General features: G+C 61.7%; 18 protein-coding genes. 10 read left to right on the forward strand and 8 right to left on the reverse strand.

The genetic code is table 11. The features are described from left to right. Positions 1-59: 59 nt before the first annotated feature. Positions 60-950, forward strand: coding sequence for a DUF4249 domain-containing protein (locus tag E4631_RS17680; RefSeq protein WP_133655595.1), 891 nt, complete (start codon positions 60-62; stop codon positions 948-950). Between the two features lie 143 nt (positions 951-1,093). Here the strand turns inward: E4631_RS17680 and E4631_RS17685 are convergent, their stop codons facing one another. Beyond that, positions 1,094-1,921 carry a purine-nucleoside phosphorylase gene (locus tag E4631_RS17685; RefSeq protein ID WP_174805430.1) on the reverse strand — a complete coding sequence of 276 codons (828 nt, stop codon included), beginning with the start codon at positions 1,919-1,921 and terminating at the stop codon, positions 1,094-1,096. A gap of 103 nt (positions 1,922-2,024) precedes the next feature. Here E4631_RS17685 and E4631_RS17690 point away from each other — a divergent pair, with 103 nt between their 5' ends. After that, positions 2,025-2,570, forward strand: coding sequence for a DUF3575 domain-containing protein (locus tag E4631_RS17690; protein ID WP_133655597.1), 546 nt, complete (start codon positions 2,025-2,027; stop codon positions 2,568-2,570). 64 nt (positions 2,571-2,634) lie between these two features. On the opposite strand, the gene E4631_RS17695 is transcribed toward E4631_RS17690, so the two are convergent. From E4631_RS17695 to E4631_RS17705, 3 genes are all read right to left on the reverse strand, one after another. Beyond that, positions 2,635-4,524: a M1 family metallopeptidase gene (locus E4631_RS17695; RefSeq protein WP_133655598.1), complete on the reverse strand. Its 1,890-nt coding sequence runs from the start codon at positions 4,522-4,524 to the stop codon at positions 2,635-2,637. A 123-nt stretch (positions 4,525-4,647) separates the two neighbouring features. Continuing rightward, complete coding sequence (gene sppA, locus E4631_RS17700) at positions 4,648-6,435, reverse strand: signal peptide peptidase SppA (protein WP_133655599.1); 1,788 nt, start codon at positions 6,433-6,435, stop codon at positions 4,648-4,650. A gap of 276 nt (positions 6,436-6,711) precedes the next feature. Beyond that, positions 6,712-8,007: a replication-associated recombination protein A gene (locus E4631_RS17705; RefSeq protein WP_133655600.1), complete on the reverse strand. Its 1,296-nt coding sequence runs from the start codon at positions 8,005-8,007 to the stop codon at positions 6,712-6,714. 119 nt (positions 8,008-8,126) lie between these two features. Between E4631_RS17705 and E4631_RS17710 the strand changes: the two genes are divergently transcribed. The 8 genes from E4631_RS17710 (at position 8,127) to E4631_RS17745 (ending at position 14,826) form a co-directional block, all read left to right on the forward strand. Continuing rightward, positions 8,127-9,053 carry a DMT family transporter gene (locus E4631_RS17710; protein ID WP_133655601.1) on the forward strand — a complete coding sequence of 309 codons (927 nt, stop codon included), beginning with the start codon at positions 8,127-8,129 and terminating at the stop codon, positions 9,051-9,053. Positions 9,054-9,120: 67 nt separating this feature from the next. Next, positions 9,121-9,309: a hypothetical protein gene (locus tag E4631_RS17715; RefSeq protein WP_133655602.1), complete on the forward strand. Its 189-nt coding sequence runs from the start codon at positions 9,121-9,123 to the stop codon at positions 9,307-9,309. Next, a complete protein-coding gene (locus E4631_RS17720) occupies positions 9,299-9,709 on the forward strand; it encodes a PIN domain-containing protein (protein WP_133655603.1) in 411 nt (136 codons plus the stop codon). Before E4631_RS17715 ends, E4631_RS17720 begins: the two co-directional genes overlap by 11 nt. A 58-nt stretch (positions 9,710-9,767) precedes the next feature. Next, a complete protein-coding gene (locus tag E4631_RS17725) occupies positions 9,768-10,484 on the forward strand; it encodes an SDR family NAD(P)-dependent oxidoreductase (RefSeq protein ID WP_133655604.1) in 717 nt (238 codons plus the stop codon). 114 nt (positions 10,485-10,598) lie between these two features. Beyond that, positions 10,599-11,912, forward strand: coding sequence for a deoxyribodipyrimidine photo-lyase (locus E4631_RS17730; protein WP_133655605.1), 1,314 nt, complete (start codon positions 10,599-10,601; stop codon positions 11,910-11,912). Between the two features lie 36 nt (positions 11,913-11,948). After that, positions 11,949-12,581, forward strand: coding sequence for a TetR family transcriptional regulator C-terminal domain-containing protein (locus E4631_RS17735; protein ID WP_133655606.1), 633 nt, complete (start codon positions 11,949-11,951; stop codon positions 12,579-12,581). A gap of 3 nt (positions 12,582-12,584) precedes the next feature. Further along, positions 12,585-13,895 carry an AarF/ABC1/UbiB kinase family protein gene (locus E4631_RS17740; protein WP_133655607.1) on the forward strand — a complete coding sequence of 437 codons (1,311 nt, stop codon included), beginning with the start codon at positions 12,585-12,587 and terminating at the stop codon, positions 13,893-13,895. A gap of 76 nt (positions 13,896-13,971) precedes the next feature. Next, positions 13,972-14,826: a dienelactone hydrolase family protein gene (locus E4631_RS17745; protein ID WP_133655608.1), complete on the forward strand. Its 855-nt coding sequence runs from the start codon at positions 13,972-13,974 to the stop codon at positions 14,824-14,826. A gap of 95 nt (positions 14,827-14,921) precedes the next feature. On the opposite strand, the gene E4631_RS17750 is transcribed toward E4631_RS17745, so the two are convergent. The 4 genes from E4631_RS17750 to E4631_RS17765 form a co-directional block, all read right to left on the reverse strand. Continuing rightward, positions 14,922-15,776 (reverse strand): hypothetical protein, encoded by an 855-nt coding sequence (locus E4631_RS17750; RefSeq protein WP_133655609.1) that lies wholly within the window; start codon positions 15,774-15,776, stop codon positions 14,922-14,924. 290 nt (positions 15,777-16,066) lie between these two features. After that, positions 16,067-17,236, reverse strand: coding sequence for an alpha/beta hydrolase (locus E4631_RS17755; protein WP_205704261.1), 1,170 nt, complete (start codon positions 17,234-17,236; stop codon positions 16,067-16,069). 21 nt (positions 17,237-17,257) lie between these two features. After that, complete coding sequence (locus E4631_RS17760; protein ID WP_133655611.1) at positions 17,258-17,731, reverse strand: DinB family protein; 474 nt, start codon at positions 17,729-17,731, stop codon at positions 17,258-17,260. A gap of 6 nt (positions 17,732-17,737) precedes the next feature. Then, a complete protein-coding gene (locus E4631_RS17765) occupies positions 17,738-18,439 on the reverse strand; it encodes a hypothetical protein (protein WP_133655612.1) in 702 nt (233 codons plus the stop codon). Positions 18,440-18,498: the final 59 nt, after the last annotated feature.

Here is an 18,498-nt window from a genome sequence, read left to right on the forward strand (position 1 = left end):
GATTAGCGCGGATTTTAACGGATTTCACGGATTTTGTGGACGATTGTTTTTAGTTAGTTATGATTATTGGCACTGTAAATAAGCGGATTTTAACGTTGGCTCTGGCGGGGGGGGTAGGGCTGCTGGCGGGCTGCAAAAGCCTGCAAAACGATGTGAATGTGCCCCTCCCCTACTACGCCAACCAGCTCGTGGCCGAGTGCTACCTGCAGAACGGGGCCATCCCGCGCCTCACTATTACGGAGTCCGTGCCCTACCTAGATGATGGCCAAGCCATTGCAGCTGGCTCGCAGGTACTTGCGCTCTCGAATGGCCAGACCGTGCAGCTGCCCACCGACGTAACTGTGACCCTGACGCTGCCTGGCGGCCGGCCCCTACCTCTGCGCTACAGCCCCGGCGTCGACAAGGCCACCGGCAAGTATTACACGCACGTGGGCACCACGCCGCTCGTGGCCCAGGCCGGCCAGCAGTTTGGCCTCGATGCGCAGGACAAGCGCGGGCGGCACCTCACGGGCACCACCATTGTGCCCACTTTCATCCGCATCGACTCAACTCAGTACAAGTATAATGCGCTGACCGGGGTCAACAAAAAGGCTTATTTCGTGACGAAGTGGACCGACCCCGGCGCCACCAGAGACTTCTACCGCCTGATGCTGCACAAGGGCAAGCCGGCCAACAACTCCGAAACCGATAACCTGGTCGACGACCGGCTTTTCAATGGCCAGTCCTACTCGCAGGTCACGACCTACCGCTTCGTGCCCGGCGATACGGTCACGGCCACGCTCTACCACCTCGACTCGCTGTACTACGATTTTCGGGTGTCGGTGCGCAACGCCCGCAACGCCAACGGCAACCCGTTTGCGCAGCCTTCCTCCATCCACAGCAACGTGCAGGGCGGCCTGGGCATCTTCACCGTGCTCGTGAGCGACCAGCGCACGGTGTACTTGAAGTAGCCAGCTAAATCAGTAATAACAAGAACGTCATTCCGAGCTTGCCGAGGAATCTTGCTCGCGCCGTTGTGAGTAGTAACCTAACGACTCGGGCAAGATGCTTCGACAAGCGGACGCCAGATGAGCATGACGTTCTTTTAGTATTCTTACTGCTGACTATCACTCAAAACAGCCTTCATCAACGCCGTGAGGCGCGGCTCGGCCAGGGCCGCCGCCGCCAATATATCACTAATAACGACCGGCTTGAGCTGGCCGGGGTAGCACAGGTCGGTGATGACCGACACGGCCAGCACCGGCAGGCCCAGGTGTCGCGCCGCGATTACCTCGGGCACGGTGCTCATGCCCACCGCATCGGCCCCGATGGTACGCAAGTAGCGGTACTCGGCGGGCGTTTCGAGCATAGGGCCGGGCACGGCCACGTACACGCCGCGCTGCGTGGTGCTACCCTGCCCCAGCGCCTCGGCCGCCGCACGGGCGCGGGCCAGCAGGCCGGCATCGTAGGGCGCGTGCATGTCGGGGAAGCGCGGGCCCAGCTCATCCAGGTTGGGGCCGATGAGCGGGTTGCCGGGCAGTAAGTTGATGTGGTCGTCAATCAGCATCAGGTCGGCGATGGCAAACTCGGGGTTCAGCCCGCCGGCCGCGTTGCTCACGAATAATTGCGTGATGCCCAGCAGCTTCAGCACCCGCACGGGCAGCACTATCTGCTGCATCGAGTAGCCCTCGTAGTAGTGGAAGCGACCTTGCAGCACGGCTACTTTCTGCCCATTCAGGGTGCCCAGCAGCAGACGTCCGGCATGGCTCTCCACGGTGCTCACCGGGAAATTGGGAATGTCAGCGTAGCTGATTTCGTACTCGACTTCGACCTCCCTGGCCAGCGCGCCCAGGCCCGTGCCGAGGATGATGCCGGTAGTGGGCTGAAAATGATTGGACTGGGCCTGAATGTAGGCGACGGCTTCCTGAATGGGCTGTTGCAACGAATGGAGTGATTGAAGTATCTATTAACTGCTGCAAAGAAAGCAGTAGCGGCGCTTATCTTGCTCGCACACTCAACTTCTCCTCTTTTTTTCCTACCCCCCTATGAAACAACTTTTTCTCCTTGCCGCGCTATCCAGCGCAACCAACGCCTGGGCCCAAGCACCAGTTACCACTGTTATATCGGTCGGCACGTTTGGCCTGGCACCCAATGCCGGCCTTCAGTTAGAGCATCGGCTGACACGCCATTTTTCACTTGGCTTACAAGGCACCCGCTATTTCGGCAACGACTACCCCGGCTACCAGGCAGCCTTGCTGGGGCGCTACTACTTCGGGCCGATGGCGCCCACTGGTTTTTATGCACAAGCGCAGGTTGGTGTTTTTCAACACACGGGGCAGATTCAAGCTTACTATCCCGACCGGGTTTTCCCGCCCAGCGACGTGCGGCTGGGTGGCTCAGGCGGCGGTCTGGGGCTCGGCTACCAGTTGCTGCTGGGGCAGCACCTAGCGCTGAATGCCGGCTTGGGCCTGAAATTTTACCATATTCGCAGCTTAGGCATGTGCGACTGTAGCTACGTAGGCAACTGGTATGCCACCGGCCAGCCTGGCTCGCTGCTTGATGGCCAACTCAACATCGGCTACGCCTTCTAAGTAATCGATGGCTGCATAAAAAAAGGAGCGTCAGGCTACCCGCCTGACGCTCCTTTTTTTATCCTTACTGCACCGCCAGCTGGTCGTTGCGCGGGTCGGCGTCTAGGTACAAGCCGTGGTCGAAGGCGACCAGCTTCACGGCTTTGGCGGGGGGTAAGACGATGGTGGCCTGCTGCTGGTTGGCGCGCCACAGCTCGGGCGAGCGGTGCAGGGTTTCGGTGCTGCCGTCGGCGTAGGTCACGCGCAGGTCCACGGGCACCGCGAAGCCGCCCACGTTCTGGATAGTGATGGCGGTGCCCTGGGCCGTTCGGTCGGCTTTAGTCAAGGCTAGGTCGATGTAGCCGTTGGTAAAGAACCAGTTGTGGAAAAACCACGTCAAATCCTGGCCCGAGGCGCTGCTCATCGAGTTGAAGTAATCCCACGGAATGGGATGCTTGCCGTGCCAGCGGTCCATGTAGGCATGCAGGCTTTTCTTGAACAGCTCATCACCGAGCATATCCTTGAGCGCCAGGTAGCTGAGCGAGGCCTTGCCATACGAGTTGTTGCCGTAGCCCGACCGCAGCTCGCTGCTGGGCGTGATGACGGGCAGGTCCTCGGCCGTGCTGGGGTCGTGAATCCAGCGCGTGACCCGAAACTTACGGTAGAACTCGTCGGCCGCTTTCTCCCCATTCTCGACCCGCCCGATGAGCAACTCAAACGTGGTGGCCCAGCCCTCATCCATGAAGGCGTAGCGGCTCTCGTTGATGCCCATGTAGAACGGAAAGTAGGTGTGGGCAATCTCGTGGTCCTGCACCAGCTGCGCAAATTGCAGGTCCTTTTCGGGGCTGTCGTTCACCATCATCGGGTATTCCATGTCGGCAAAGCCCTGGAAGACCGTCATCTTAGGGAAGGGGTAGGGCACGCCCGGCCAGTTGCGCGAAAACCAGCTCAGCGCGTTCTGGCTGAACTTCACCGACGAGTGAAAGTCGGCCGTAGAATCGGCAAAGGCGGCCTGCACGCTGGCCCGGCGCTTGGTGGCGGGGTCCACCACCACGCTGGCGGCGTCCCACACGTAGTGGTCGCTCAGGCCCAGCGTCACGTCCGAAATGTCGCGGGCCGTCCACACCCAGGTGTTGAGCGGCCGCTGGGTCGTGATGGCTTTTTTGGCTAAATCAGCGGCCGTGGCAATGTGCATTACTGCCTCGCTGGTCATCGATTTTTCGAGCCGCTTGGCGTAGGTGGGCTGCAAAACCTGCTTAGCGTTTTGCAGCGTGCCGGTGGCCCACACCAAGTAGTTGGCCGGCGCCTGCACGCGCAAGGTGTAGTCGTTGAAGTCGTTGTAAAACTCCTTGCTATCCACGAAGGGCAGCCGGTCCCAGCCGTTGTAGTCGTCGTACACCGCCACTCGCGGGTAGAAGTAGGCTAGGAAGAAGGTCGTCTTATCAATCATGCCCTCGCGGCCGCTTTCCAGCGAAATTGGGAAATGCCAGGCCACGTTCAGCCGCACCGAGTCGTGGGGCAGCAGCGGGCGGGGTAGGGCCACGGCCTGCACGGTGCCCGCCCGCTGGCTGTCGAAAGGCCGCGCCTGCCCGTTCACCATAAAGCTATCGACCTGCACGCCGGTGGTCAGGTAGTCGGGCGAGGCATTGCCATCGCGGGCCGCGCCGGGCTTGTGGATATTCTGAATAAGCCGAAAAACCAGCGATTTCAGCGTATCGGGGCTGTTGTTGAAATACGTAATCGTTTCGCGGCCCTTGATGTCGCGGGCGGGGGGTAGGGCCTGCACCGTGATGTCGTAGCGGGCGCGGTTTTGCCAGTACTTGGGGCCGGGCCGGCCGTCGGCGGCGCGGGTGCCCTTGTCGTAGGCCCGCTTGATGTCGCGGGGCTGGTAGAGGGCGCTTTGGGCGTGGGCGGCGGGGGCAAGGCCGGCCAGCAGGAGGCCGCTAAGCGCAGCTAAGGCAGGAAGGTTTTTCATGAGAATTAACAACAAAAGAACGTCATGCTGAGCTTGTCGAAGCATCTTGGCCGCCTCGTTGGATGAAGCGGCCAAGATGCTTCGACAAGCTCAGCATGACGTTCTTTTTACAAACAAAACAAACTATTTAATCTCCAGCTCATACGGCAGGCGGGCCTGCACGCCGCGCATCTGCAGCAGCAGCTGGTACTGCTGATACACGGGGTAGAGCGGACCCAGCTTGGCCTGCGCGAAGCGGGCCTCGGCAGCGGCGGTCTGGTCATCATCGTCGTCGCCGCCGAAGCGGTTGAGGAAGCGCTCCCAGCTGGTTTTTTGGCGGGGTAGGCGCTGCACCGAGTAGTCGCCGTCTTTCAGGTGAGCGCGGCCAGCGGCCAGCTTCACGGCATCGTCGTAGCTGCCGAGCACGTCCACTAGGCCGCGGGCCTTGGCCTCGCTACCGCTCCACACGCGGCCCGAAGCCAAGCGGCGCAGGCGCTCCACGGGCATGTGGCGGCCCAGGGCGGCCTTGCTGGTAAAGTCGGCGTAAATCTTATTGATTTCGCGCTGAAACTGCGTTTCCTCGTAGTCGGTGAGCGGGCGCGTGATGGTGGGGAAGTCCGAGAACTTGCCCGTTTCCACGCGGTCTACTGTGATGCCGAGCTTATCACTCAGCAGCTTCTGAATGTTAGGCAAAATCCCGAACACCCCGATGCTGCCCGTGATGGTATTGGGCTGAGCCACAATGGTATCGCAGGCCATGCTGATGTAGTAGCCGCCGCTGGCCGCCACGTCGCCCATGCTGGCCACAATGGGCTTCACCTTGCTGGTGAGCACCACTTCGCGGTAGATAACGTCGGAGGCCAGCGACGAGCCGCCGGGCGAGTTCACGCGCAGCACCACGGCCTTTACCTTATCGTCGAGGCGGGCCTTGCGGATGGCGGCGGCATACTTGTCGCTGCCGATGTTATCGTTTGAGCCATTGCCAGTTACGATATCGCCCTCGGCGTAGATGATGGCGATGCGCTGGCCGCTGGTGCTGCCTTCGCGCTGCTTTTCCTGGCCGCCCTCGTGGTAGTCGCTCAGGCTCACAATGCTGGGCTTCTTATCCTTGGCCGTACCGAGTTTGGTGCGCAGGTAGTCCAGCACTTCGTCGTAGTAGCCAAGCTTGGTTACGAGGCCGAGGCGCAGGGCGTCGGGCGCGTCGCGCACCAGCATCGAGTCGGAGATGGTATGCAGGCGGGGCACGGCAATTTTGCGGCTGGCCGCCACCTGCGCAATCATGTCGTCGTTGATGGAGTTGAGGTACGACACCGTTTGGGCGCGGGCCGAATCGGAGAAGCTGGTGCGAAAAAACGGCTCCACGGCGCTCTTGAAAGAGCCGACGCGGAAAATCTGCACGTCGATGCCCGATTTATCGAGCAGATTTTTGTAGAAGGTAACTTCCGAGCTCAGGCCGTTGAACTCCAGCGAGCCCTGCGGGTGCAGGTATATCTGGTCGGCCACGCTGGCCAGGTAGTAGCTTTTTTCGGAAGCCACATCGGCGTAGGACACAATGAATTTGCCCGATTTCTTGAAGTCAAGCAGCGCGTTGCGCACCTCCGTGAGCGAGGCCATGCCGCCCTGCACCAGCTCCAGGCGCAGCATAATGCCTTTGATGTCGCCGTCGTCCTTGGCCTCGGCAATGGCCTGGCGCAGGTTGAGCAGGCCAATGCTGGCCCTACCCCCACCCAGCGGGCCGAAGTCGCTGCTTTCCTGGCGCTCAGTGATGGGCTTGTCGAGTTTCAATTCCAGCACCGAATTGCTGGCTATTTCTTTATCGCCGCCGGCACTTTTGGCTACCGCTACCAGCCCGGCCAATAACACGAAGCCCAGCAGCGAAAACACGAGCAGGCCCACCACGGTAGCCAGCACGAACTTGAAAAATTGTCTCATAGAATCGCAGATTTAGCAGATTGCGCGGATTTCGCAGATTAGAACGGCGCGCTTTGCGCTGCCCTTGCGGAAGTGCGGCAAGATAACGCTGCCTTTCCGTGTGGGTAGCGCAGTCAGTTCTCAAGCCGTGTAAACTCTTTATCAATCAAACCCGCTCGGCATTACACGCCATCACATTCATTCCCCTACCCCCTGCTACCAGTCCAATCGCCCAACAAGGCCGTTGCGCGCCATCCGAATCTGCGAAATCCGCGCAATCTGCCAAATCCGCGATTATTAGTAGTCGTACTTCTCCTGCCACCAGCCGCGCAGGCGCTCCCGGATTTTGGCTTCAGCGGGGTTGTCGCCGGGGTCGTAGTAGCGGGTGCCGCTGAGGGCATCGGGCATAAACTCTTGGTAGGCGAAGTTGCCCGCGCCGTTGTGCGAGTACTGGTAGGCCTGGCCGTAGCCCAGCTCCTTAAGCAGCTTGGTGGGCGCGTTGCGCAGCGGCACCGGCACCGGATGCACGCCCTGCGCCCGCACCTGCGCCTGCGCCGCCCGAATGGCCGTGTAGGCCGCGTTGCTCTTGGGCGAAGTAGCCAGGTAAATAACCGTCTGGCTCAGAATCAAATCGGACTCGGGCAGGCCGATAACGGTGCAGGCCTGGAAGCAGCTCTGGGCCAGTAGCAGGGCATTGGGGTTGGCGTTGCCGATGTCTTCGGACGAGAGAATGAGCAGGCGGCGGGCAATAAATTTCACGTCCTCGCCACCTTCGAGCATCACGGCCAGGTAGTAGAGCGCGGCGTTGGGGTCGGAGCCGCGGATGCTCTTGATAAAGGCCGAAGTCACGTCGTAGTGCATCTCGCCGCCTTTGTCGTAGCGGGCCAGTGGGCGCTGGGCGGTGCGCTGCACAGCCTCGTCGGTGAGCTGCACGCGGCCGGTGGTGGGGTCGGGCGGGGTGCTTTGCACCACCAGCTCCAGCAGGCCCAGCAGCTTGCGCGCATCGCCGCCGCTGAGGGCCAGCAGGGCGTGGTCTTCGACCACGTCGGTGGGAATTTTGCTGAGCTGCTCGTCCTCGGCCAGGGCGCGGCGCACGATTTCGCGCAGCGTATCGGCCCCCAGCGCTTCCAGCGTATATACCTGGCAACGTGATAGTAAGGCCGGAATTACTTCGAACGACGGGTTCTCGGTAGTGGCGCCGATGAGCGTAACGGTGCCGTTTTCCACCGCGCCCAGCAGCGCGTCCTGCTGCGCCTTGCTGAAGCGGTGAATCTCGTCAATAAACAGAATGGTGCCCGTCTGCTTCTTGGCCCGGTCGATGACCTCGCGCACGTCTTTCACCCCGGCATTAATGGCCGAGAGCATGGTGAAGGGCCGCTTCAGCTCCTCGGCCAGCAGCAGGGCCAGGGTGGTTTTGCCCACGCCCGGCGGGCCCCAGAGAATGAGGGAGGGTAGGCGGCCGGCGGCCAGGTAGCGGCGCAGCACGCCCTGCTCGCCCAGCAGGTGGGTTTGGCCGGCGTAGTCGGCCAGGCGGCGCGGGCGGCGGCGCTCGGCCAGCGGGGCGGGGGTAGGGATGTCGAAAAGGGAAGCCATGAAACAGAGTAACCGAAGTAGCGCGACCTTTGTAGCGCGCGGGCCGCGCCGGCCATTTCTGACCCGAAACGCGCGCTACAAAGGTCGCGTTACTTCCGCACTGCCTGCCCTACCCCCCTATGTTTGCCAAAATCCGCCTGCACACGGCCCTGTTCCTGGTTTCGCTCATCTACGCCGGCACGTATAGCCTGGCGAAGGATATTATGCCGCGCTACATGCAGCCGCTGGGCATCGTGACGCTGCGCATTGCGGGGGCAGTGCTGGTTTTTGGGCTGCTTAAGCTGCTGGTGGCCCCGCGCGAGCGCATCAGTGGGCGGGCCGATAACATTCGGGCTATTGCCTGCGGCGTGCTGGGCATCGGCCTCAATCAGCTGTCGTTTTTCGCGGGCCTCAACCTCACTACCCCCATCAATGCGTCGCTGCTCCAAACCATCTCGCCCATTGTGGTAGTGCTGGCCTCGGCGGTGCTGCTCAAGGATAAGATTACGCCGCAAAAGCTGGTGGGCATCGGGCTGGGCGCGGCCGGCGCGGCGGCCCTCATCCTGAGCAGGCCCAGCAACGGCGTGGTGCCGCAGGCCGCCTTTTTGGGCAATTTGTATTTGCTGCTCAATGCCACGGTTTTTGGGCTGTACCTGGTACTGGTGGCGCCGCTCATGCGCAAGTACAATGCCTTTACGGTGCTGGCGCGCATCTTTCTGGTGGGCGGCGTTATTGCCATCCCGGCGGGCCTGCAGCAGGCCATCGCGGCCGATTACAGCAGCTTTCCACTGTTCATCTGGGGCGAGCTGGGTTACATGATTTTCTTCCTCACTATCCTGGCTTACCTCTTGAATAACTGGGCGTTGAAGTATGCCACGCCGGCGCTACTGGGGGTATACATTTACTTGCAGCCGGTGCTGGCTGTGCTTATTGCCGTGGCCACGGGTAAGGACCGCTTTACCCTGGATAAAGCCTGGCAGGCGGCGCTCATCTTTGTGGGCGTGTGGCTGGTGAGCCGCCGGCCCAAGGTACAGGCGCTGCCCGTAGAGGCCGCCAGCCAGGGGTAGGCGAAACCGGAAATGGCCAGCCCGTTGTTTGCCCCGTAACTTGCTGTACCCATTTTGCCCGCTTCCCATGGAAACCGTCACCGTCACGCTTCAGAATGAACACGCCCGCCGCCTGCTCGAAGAGCTGCAAGCGCTTGGGGCGCTCACCATTTTGCCCGCGGCCACCGCTACCCCCCGCCCTCCGGTCACCTTCAACGCCATAAGCGTTTCGACTAAAGGTTTCAAATTCAATCGGGAAGAGGCGAATGAGCGGTAGAGTTTTCTTTGATACCAACGTGCTGGTCTACGCTTACTCCAACGATAACCAGCTGAAGCGTCAGGCAGCCTTGGTATTAGGCACCATGCCCGACCGATGGCTTTCGACGCAAGTATTGATTGAGTTAGTCAACGTTTTTAGTCGAAAGCTAAAGACGAGTTGGCCTGATATTCAGCTCACCCTCATTGAGCTAACAAATAATCATTCGATACACCACACCACAGAAAGCACCATCGCCCACGCCACGCGCCTGGCCCAGCGCTACGGCTTTTCGTGGTTTGATGCGCTCATCGTGGCGGCCGCGCTGGAGTGCGGCTGCGACACGCTTTATTCAGAGGATTTGAGTGCCGGGCAGCTCATCGAAGGCAGCCTGCGCGTCGTCAATCCGTTTGGGATGTAGCGAACATTGCGCCGGTTGGGCCGTTTGCAAAGTCCATCCTTTGCATCCCTGCCCTCGCATGAATTTTACTGGTAAGAATATCCTCGTGGTCGGCGCTTCGTCGGGCATTGGGCTGGCTACGGCCCAGCTGCTGGCTGCCGACGGCGCCACACTTTTCACGGCCTCGCGCCACCTCTCGCCTGAGCTGGCTGCCCTGGGCACCACCCACTTCACTTACGACGCTACCCAGCCCGTGGGCGCCGCCTTCGACGCGCTGCCCGACGTGCTGCACGGCCTCGTGTACTGCCCCGGCTCCATCAAGCTGCGGCCTTTTGAGCGGGTGCCAGCCGATGATTTTCGCGCCGATTTTGAGTTGAACGTGCTCGGGGCGGTGCAGGCGCTGCAAGCCACCGTCAAGCGCCTCAAGAAGGCCGAGGGAGGGGGTAGCGTGGTGCTATTCAGCACCGTGGCGGCCGCCGTGGGCATGAGCTTTCATACCAGCATCGCTACCGCTAAGGCTGCCGTGGAGGGCCTCACCCGCGCCCTGGCCGCCGAATACGCTGCCACCGGCCTGCGCGTGAACTGCCTGGCGCCCAGCCTCACCGACACCCCGCTGGCCGCCGCCCTGCTCAATACGCCCGAGAAGGCCGAGGCCGGCGCCAAGCGCCACCCTTTGCAGCGTGTGGGCCGCCCGCAGGACCTGGCCGGCATGGCTGCGTTTCTGTTGTCGGACCAGGCTACGTTCATCACCGGCCAGGTGCTGGCCGTGGATGGCGGCATGGGCAAGCTGAAGTAGAAATTTGTCATTGCGAGCGTAGCGCGGCAATCGCACCGGAACGAGTCGTTCGGATATCGTGCTGGTGCGATTGCCGCGCTGCGCTCGCAATGACAAACACATAGTTTAATCCACATGAAAATCACTCTCTTCTGGCACCGGCGCGACTTGCGCTTTCAGGATAATGCGGGCCTGGCGGCCGCTTTGCAAAGCAGCCACCCAGTGCTGCCGCTGTTCATCTACGACCAGACTATCCTGGAAAAACTACCGAAGGATGACGCCCGGCTCACCTTCATCTTTGACCAGGTAGAGCGCCTGGCGCACGAGGCGCACGAGGCTGGTGGCGGTCTATTGGCGCGCTACGGCCACACCCCCGATGTATTCAAGCAGCTGCTGAAGGACTACGACGTGGCGGCCGTGTACACCAACGAAGACTACGAGCCCTACGCCACTGAGCGCGACACAGCCATTGCGAAGCTGCTGGAAAAGAACGACGTAGCATTTAAATCCTTCAAGGACCAGGTGATTTTCGCCAAGGAGGAGGTGCTGACCAAGAATGGCAAGCCATCAAAGGTATTCGGGGCGTATTCGAAGGCATGGCAGGCGAAGGTGACGCCCGACGACTTTAAGCCGCACCCATCGAGCCGGCTGCTCAAGAAGGAAAACCTGGCCCTACCCCACCGCGCCGACGCCAAGCGGCCCGACCTGGAAAGCATGGGCTTCGTGCGGCACGAGCAGTGGACGCCGCCCGCCCACCTACCCCCCGCCGAGGTGGTGAAGCGCTACGACAAGGTGCGCGACCTGCCAGCCGAAAAGCGCGGCACCACTCGCATGTCGGTGCACCTGCGCTTTGGCACAGTGAGCATCCGGCAGCTGATGCAGCAGGCGCAGGAGCTGAACAACAAGCTGCTCAACGAGATGATATGGCGGGATTTCTTCATGATGCTGCTCTGGCATTTCCCCAACACCGCTACCGAGGCCTACGACCCCAAGATGCGCCACCTGCCCTACCGCGACGACCCCGAGCAGTACCGGGCCTGGTGCGAGGGCCGCACCGGCTACCCCCTCGTGGACGCCGGCATGCGCCAGCTCAACCAAACCGGCTACATGCATAACCGGGCGCGTATCGCGGCGGCGGGCTTTCTGGTGAAGCAGCTGTTTATCGATTGGACGCTCGGTGAGCATTATTTCTCCGAGAAGCTGCTCGACTATGACATGAGCAACAACGTGGGCAACTGGCAGTGGATGGCCGGCACCGGCGCCGTGGCCGCGCCCTGGTTTCGGGTGTATAGCCCCGATAGCCAGCAAAAGCAATACGACCCCGAGTATGCGTATGTGAAGCAGTGGGTGCCCGAATTTGGCACCGATAAATACCCCGCGCCCATTGTGGACCACAAGTTTGGCCGCGAGCGCGCCATCGACCTCATTCGCAAGGGAAGGACCAAATAGCGCGAACTACCAGCCCGGCCAGCCGGTTATACTGCCATGGAATCAGCCGACCTCAAAGCCGCCTACCTCGACTACCTGCGCCGCCACGGCCACGCACCCAAAACCGTGTTTGTCTTTGCCGATGCGCAGGGCATTTCGGAAGGAGAATTTTACCGCCATTACGCCTCCTTTGCGGCCATCGACCGCGAGGCCTGGGTAGCTTTTGGCCACGATGCTCGTACCCAGGCGGCCCTGGAGCCAGCCTGGCAAGGCTACGGCGCCCGCGAAAAGCTGCTAGCTTTTTACTATACGCTGCTCGAAATTCTGAAGAACAACCGCAGCTTTGTGCTGCTCACGCTGGGCCGCTCGCAGAAGCGCCAGCCTGCGCTGGTGCCCAAGGTATTGAACCGGTTTGAGGACGACTTTAAGGATTTTGTGCGGGAGCTGCTGCACGAAGGCCGCGCCACGGGTGAGGTAGCCAGCCGGCCGTTTTTGCAGGACGGCTACGGCCGCATTTTTCTGCGCCAGCTGCAGTTCATTCTGCTTTATTTCGTGCGCGATGAGTCGGTCAACTTCGAGCGCACCGATGCGGCCGTAGAGAAGGCCGTAACGCTGAGCTTTGATTTGGTGGGCAGGAATACGTTTGATTCGGCTCTCGATTTCGGGCGGTTTTTGCTGCATAAGCGCTAAGTCATGGCCGACCAACCCCAGGAGTCGCTACCCACTTCCAAAGTGGCGCGCGCGGCCCGCTTCGCCAAAACCGGCTTCAAAGTGGGCGCCAACTACGTGCAGCACTACGCCAAAAAAGCCGTGGGCGCCGACTCGCCGATGGCCGACCTGCACCAGGCCAACGCCGCCGAGCTCTACGGCACGCTCAGCGAGATGAAAGGCTCGGTGTTGAAGGTGGCCCAGATGCTGGCAATGGAGAAAAATCTCCTACCCCCCGCCTACGCCGAGCAGTTCCGCCAGGCGCAGTACCAAACGCCGCCGCTCTCGGGGCCGCTGGTAGTCAAGGCGTTTCGCGATGCTTTCGGGCACTCGCCAAGCGAGGTTTTCGACGAGTTTGAGCCCAATGCGCGGCAGGCGGCCAGCATTGGCCAAGTGCATTTTGCTCGCAAAATGGGTAAGGACCTGGCCGTGAAGGTGCAGTATCCGGGGGTAGGCGCGAGCATTCGGTCCGACATTGCGATGGTGAAGCCGGTGGCCCTGCGCGTGATGGGCCTTAAGGAGGAAACCCTACGCCCTTACATTGCCGAAGTGGAGGCGCGCCTGCTTGAAGAGACGGATTATAAGCTGGAGCTGAGCCGGGGCCAGAGCGTGGCGGCCAAGTGCGGCCACCTGCCGCACCTGCAATTTCCGACCTACTACCCCGCCCTGTCGGCCGCGCGCATCCTCACGATGGACTGGCTGCCCGGCCAGCACCTGCAGGAATTTATGGCCGGTAGCCCCAGCCAGGAAGTGCGCAACCAGCTCGGCCAAGCGCTCTGGGATTTTTATCAGTATCAACTGCGGGAGCTGCGCCAGCTGCACGCCGACCCGCACCCCGGCAACTTCCTCTTTAGCCTCACCGATGGCGGTACGGTGGGCGTGCTCGACTTTGGCTGCGTGAAAGACGTACCGCTGCTGGAGCAGCAGCAGTTTCTGGCGCTGCTGGCCCCCGAAACTCTCGCTGACCCCGACCGCCTCGCTGCCCTGCTCACCGCAGCCGGCGTGCTGCGCCCCACCGATGCGCCCGCCCTGCGCGAGATGTACCTGCGCACCCTCACGCAGTCGCTGGGGCTGGTGGGCCGGCCCTTCCGCCAGGAAACCTTCAACTTTGGCGACCCTTCGTACCTCAAGAGCCTGTACGCGCTGGGCGACGACCTGATGCAGGACCAGGACCTGCGCCAACAGCGCGAGCCCCGCGGTTCGGCGCACTTTGTGTATCTCAACCGCACTTACGTAGGGCTATTTTCGCTGCTTACCGAGCTGGGCGCGGTGGTGCGCACCAAGTACGACGCCTAGTTTTCGCGTGCTGCAAACCTCTGCTGAATGGTCTGGTTAGGTACCACCTAATCAGACCATTTTTCTTTTTACCTCCATGAAAAAACTACTTCTCCTGCTGGCCGCCGCCTGCACCTTTGGGTCGGCTGCCGCCCAAAGCGCCATGAGCTGCTGTGCCCGCCCGGCCACGGCTAGCGCTACCGAAGCCTTCGCCATGCTGGCCACCGACAAAGACTTTTCGGGTGGCCACGACGCGCCCCTACCCTACTCCTACGAGGGTGATGGCCAAATGATTGAGTTCAAGACCACCGATGGCCAGACCGGTCACGGCTTTGAAATCAAAAGCGCCAAGCCGAGCAACAAGTACCTGTTCGTGATTCACGAGTGGTGGGGCCTGAACGACTACATCAAGAAGGAATCGGCGATGTACGCGCAGGAAATGCCCGGCGTCAACGTTATTGCCCTTGACCTCTACGACGGCCAGGTGGCCACTACCCCCGAAGAAGCCGGCAAGCTGATGCAGGGCGTGAAAACCGAGCGCGCCGCCGCCATCATTAAAGGAGCCCAACTATACGCTGGCCCCAAGGCCGAGTTTGCCTCCATTGGCTGGTGCTTTGGCGGCGGCTGGAGCCTGCAAACGGCCCTGCTCGGCGGCAAGCAAACCGTGGGCTGCGTAATGTATTACGGCATGCCCGAGAAGGATGTGGCCAAGCTAAAAACGCTGCACACCGATGTGCTGGGCCTGTTTGCCGACCAGGACAAGTGGATTAACCCCGAGGTGGTGAAACAGTTTGAGAAGGACATGGCCGCCGCCGGCAAAAAGGTGACGGTGAAAGAATATCCTGCCGACCACGCCTTCGCCAACCCCTCCAACCCCAAATACAACAAAGAGCTGGCCGCCGACGCCCACCAGAAAGCACTGGCTTACCTGAAAGCCCGCTTGAAGGCATAAACACTTGCTTCATTGCTAGTTACGCCCACAAAAAAGCGCTCACTTCTGCTGAAGTGGGCGCTTTTTTGTTGTATCTTTTCCCTACCCCCGCTTAGTTAATCTGCCTGCCGCAGGCCCGGTATGCGGGCCACAAAAGCGTGCTGCCGGCCGGTATAATCGGCGGGCACCGCCGCAAATGGCAGCGGCTGGCTGCCAATGGCTTGACGCTGCAGCTTCACCAATTCCTGGCTCAGCTGCTCGACGGCGGTGGTCAGGTCGGCCCAGCTTTCGGCCACAAAATACACCTCTGGGCCCACGGCCGTGAGGCTGGCCTCGGCCGTGGGCTGGCTGAGGTAGCGTACCGCAGTGACCAGGGGCTGATAAGCGGTAGCCTCGGCCCCAGCGGCGGCGTGCAGGTAGCGGGGGGTAGTGAGTAGCGCCGCACCGTAAAAATGCGACTGACCTTCGGTTTTCAGCAGTCCCCGCTCAAACGTGGCGCGAGCAAACCGGCGCAGCAGCCCTACCGTGGCCGGCGTGGTGGCCAGCCCCCAAGCGCGCCCCAGCTCATGCAGCGCCTGGCCATAGCCGGACTGCAACAGCAGCGCAACCCGCCCAAAAAGGTCGGCAAACAAGTCGACACCGCCCGGCGGCTGGTCAAACTCGCTGAAGCTGCGCAGGCGCGACACTACCGGCAGCTCGCGCCGGGCCAGGGCCTCGTAGTAGGTGGCCTCGCTCACGGGCGTGCCGGTGAGCAGCAGCGTCCAGCCGGTGCGCTGCTGCACCTGGCGGCTGATTTGGGTGAGGTTGGGCAAGATGTCGCGCCGCAACCCCAGCTCGGCTAGCGCCTGCCAGAAGCCGGGCCCGGCCCAACGGTGCAGCAGGGCCTGCTGGCGGTCGAACAGCATCTTCCAGACTATGCCCGAGGCGGGGGCAGCAGGGTGGTGCGGACGGGCGAGCAAGTGCAGTGACATAGCGGTAATAATAAGGTAAAATTCAAAAAAAAAGCCCGATTCCAGGGGGCTGGAATCGGGCTGTTAAGCTGGGCTGAACGGGGAGGGTGGCAGCATTTTTACTTGCTTGGTACCCGTGGCAGCTGGCCATAACGCGCGATTCCGGACCCCGGTTTGGGGCGGCAATTCATCGCGGTAATGACTAGATGCTGGCGGTTCATGTGGTAGCAAATATACGGGTAGCCGGCAACACTGCAAGTTTATTTGCCGCAGTTAATGAAAAATTCATCAACCGCTTTTATCCCTACCCCCTACTTGGCTAGCAGCCAGCGGTAGGCGGGGCCAGACTCGCGCCGCCAGAACCATTCGGCGTGCTGGCCATCGGCGGGGGCTGCCAGGCGGAGCTGGCGAGGGGCTACCCCCTTAGCCAATAGGCCATCGCGCACGGCGGCCATCAGCGGCAGCATGGTTTCGCTTTCGGCTGGGCCGGCCACAAAGTAAAAGCGGCTGGCGCGCGGCGCGGGCTGGTGCCGCTCATAGGCTACTATAGAGTCTTTGGCAAACCAGATGGCTGGCGAAAACACCCCTACCCGCCCAAACACGCGCGGGTATTTGAGGCCTGCGTACAGCGCAATAAGCCCGCCCATGCTGGAGCCCGCAATAGCCGTGTGCGCCGCGTCGGGCCGGGTGCGGTAGTGCGCGTCGATATAGGGCTTGAGGGTAAGAGCCAGAAAATCGGTGTACGGGGCTCCCTCGCCGCCTTTTTTATACTCGGCATTCATCCAGGGCGAGTACTCGTCGAGCCGGCGGTCGCCGCCGTTGTCCACGGCTACTACGATGCAGCCGGTGGGGTCCTGGCCACTGGCAGCCAGCTGGTTCAGGGTTTCGTCTACGCCCCACTCGCCGGCGTAGGCCGTGGCTGCGTCAAACACGTTTTGGCCGTCTTGCAGGTACAGCACCGGGTAGCGCCTGGGCTTGGCCTGTGAGTAGCCGGGCGGCAGGTAGAGCCAGACGCGCCGCGTGCGCCCGTGCAGCTGGGGTAGGCGAAAGGAATCGGCCAGCACGCGCACATTGGCGGCCAGCGTGTGGGGCTTGGGCGCGGCCGGGGCTCCACCGGGACGTTGGTCCTGCCAATTCAGTATTTGAAAGCTAAGAGTTGCCGGCCCTACCCCCACCTCCGCGTGCCGGTTGGCCACGGGCTGGTAGCTGGCATCGGCCTCGCCGGTAGCCCACGAGCCGCGCGTAAACTTGAACTCCTGCGGCCCGCGCACAGTGGTGGGCAAGGTCAGCTGGTACGTGCCATCGGCTTGCCGGGCTAACGCGTAGCCCGCAGCAGCGGGCTGCCAATTGTTGAAAGTGCCCGCCACATAAATGGGCTGGCCGGCCGGGGTAGCGGCGGGCACGGAGGTCAAAAGCAGCGTAGTTTGGGCCAGCGCCGGCTGGCCCGCGATAGCCGCAAGCAGTAGCAAACCCCACAGCATCTTTCGGTAAGCCATCGCCTTCTACGCGGTCTGGCTGCGCACCAGGTTTTTCAATAGCACCAGCTGCCCCAGGTGGTAGTGCAGGTGCTCCACGGCGCCTTGCAGGTTTTTATAGGCCGACGAATACTTCGGGATAATTGGCTCGGGCAGGCGCGCCTCCGGGAAGCTGCGCACCGCGGCGGCCAGCTCACGGCCCGATGCCAGGGCGTCGGCACACAGGGCCGCCCATTCGGTCTCCGAGTGCAGGGTAGGGCCATCGAAACCATTGGTGGGGCCAACTTCGGTTGCGTGCCCTTGGGCGCGGCGCACCATTACCCGGTTCCAGTAGGCCAGGTGGCGCACCAGCCCCGCGATGGTGTTGGGCGAAGCCGCGGTTTGGGCCGTGGCCTCGGCCAGCGTAATATCCCGCAGCGTATGCGCCAAGTCAACCTCCGTCCAGTTGTTGCCTTCGTGCGCATCCAGCACGTGCTGGGCAATAGCCTCCGTAATGTTCATACGGCCCTATCGGATAATGTCGCCGCTGCCCGCCCCCCGTTCCGACGCGTCGATTTTGCGCAGCGTATAAATAGCCCGCACCGAATCGACGCCCGGCAGTGCGTTCACGCTGAAATCGATGCGCGAGCCTTTCTTCTGCGGGCCGCTCACAAAGTGCCGGTACTCTTCGGCCGACTCGCGCACTACGTACAGGTCGCCGGGGCTGGGTACTTTCAGGCGAGCATAGGTGCTGCGGCCGTCGGGGGCACTCTTGCGCTTCTCGCTGCTGGCCAGCTGACTCACGCCCGTGAGGCGGTATTTCTCGGCATCGGCCGCGGCTTTGGGCGGGTCGTAGTTGCCCAGGCCATCAATGAATACCTCGCGGCGGGCCACCAGGTCTTCGAGGGACACGGTTTTGAGCAGCGGCAGGTTTTTCTCGTCCATCAGCAACTGCTGCACCGCGTTATTGGGCGCCGCCTGCTGGTAAAACACCAAGACCGGGTCCTTTATTTTCACCTTACTGATAACCAAGGGCGGCTTGCCTTCATCATCGGAGCTATCCACGCGCTTAGCCGTTTCCATGGGCGCCGGGGGGGCCGCTACCCGGCTGCCCGGCTTGCCCTTAGCCGACGACTTGCCGGGCACCGGGCGCCGCACCTGCGCAGTAGCGGCGGCCGAGGTACCTAGTATCAAGATGCTTAGTAGCGGAATGCAGTAAATAGCTTTCATAAGGAAGACGAAATCAACCAAAAGTACGGCGGGTATTCCGTAGCAGGCAAGCCCGCTAG

It is taken from the genome of Hymenobacter sp. UV11 (genome assembly GCF_004684095.1).
GTDB lineage: Bacteria > Bacteroidota > Bacteroidia > Cytophagales > Hymenobacteraceae > Hymenobacter.

Excerpts from the sequence above, each read along its gene's own strand:
- E4631_RS17680 (WP_133655595.1), top strand. The coding sequence starts at position 60 with ATGATTATTGGCACTGTAAATAAGCGGATTTTAACGTTGGCTCTGGCG.
- E4631_RS17690 (WP_133655597.1), top strand. The coding sequence starts at position 2,025 with ATGAAACAACTTTTTCTCCTTGCCGCGCTATCCAGCGCAACCAACGCC.
- E4631_RS17695 (WP_133655598.1), bottom strand. The coding sequence starts at position 4,524 with ATGAAAAACCTTCCTGCCTTAGCTGCGCTTAGCGGCCTCCTGCTGGCC.
- sppA (WP_133655599.1), bottom strand. The coding sequence starts at position 6,435 with ATGAGACAATTTTTCAAGTTCGTGCTGGCTACCGTGGTGGGCCTGCTC.
- E4631_RS17705 (WP_133655600.1), bottom strand. The coding sequence starts at position 8,007 with ATGGCTTCCCTTTTCGACATCCCTACCCCCGCCCCGCTGGCCGAGCGC.
- E4631_RS17710 (WP_133655601.1), top strand. The coding sequence starts at position 8,127 with ATGTTTGCCAAAATCCGCCTGCACACGGCCCTGTTCCTGGTTTCGCTC.
- E4631_RS17715 (WP_133655602.1), top strand. The coding sequence starts at position 9,121 with ATGGAAACCGTCACCGTCACGCTTCAGAATGAACACGCCCGCCGCCTG.
- E4631_RS17720 (WP_133655603.1), top strand. The coding sequence starts at position 9,299 with ATGAGCGGTAGAGTTTTCTTTGATACCAACGTGCTGGTCTACGCTTAC.
- E4631_RS17725 (WP_133655604.1), top strand. The coding sequence starts at position 9,768 with ATGAATTTTACTGGTAAGAATATCCTCGTGGTCGGCGCTTCGTCGGGC.
- E4631_RS17730 (WP_133655605.1), top strand. The coding sequence starts at position 10,599 with ATGAAAATCACTCTCTTCTGGCACCGGCGCGACTTGCGCTTTCAGGAT.
- E4631_RS17735 (WP_133655606.1), top strand. The coding sequence starts at position 11,949 with ATGGAATCAGCCGACCTCAAAGCCGCCTACCTCGACTACCTGCGCCGC.
- E4631_RS17740 (WP_133655607.1), top strand. The coding sequence starts at position 12,585 with ATGGCCGACCAACCCCAGGAGTCGCTACCCACTTCCAAAGTGGCGCGC.
- E4631_RS17745 (WP_133655608.1), top strand. The coding sequence starts at position 13,972 with ATGAAAAAACTACTTCTCCTGCTGGCCGCCGCCTGCACCTTTGGGTCG.
- E4631_RS17750 (WP_133655609.1), bottom strand. The coding sequence starts at position 15,776 with ATGTCACTGCACTTGCTCGCCCGTCCGCACCACCCTGCTGCCCCCGCC.
- E4631_RS17755 (WP_205704261.1), bottom strand. The coding sequence starts at position 17,236 with ATGCTGTGGGGTTTGCTACTGCTTGCGGCTATCGCGGGCCAGCCGGCG.
- E4631_RS17760 (WP_133655611.1), bottom strand. The coding sequence starts at position 17,731 with ATGAACATTACGGAGGCTATTGCCCAGCACGTGCTGGATGCGCACGAA.
- E4631_RS17765 (WP_133655612.1), bottom strand. The coding sequence starts at position 18,439 with ATGAAAGCTATTTACTGCATTCCGCTACTAAGCATCTTGATACTAGGT.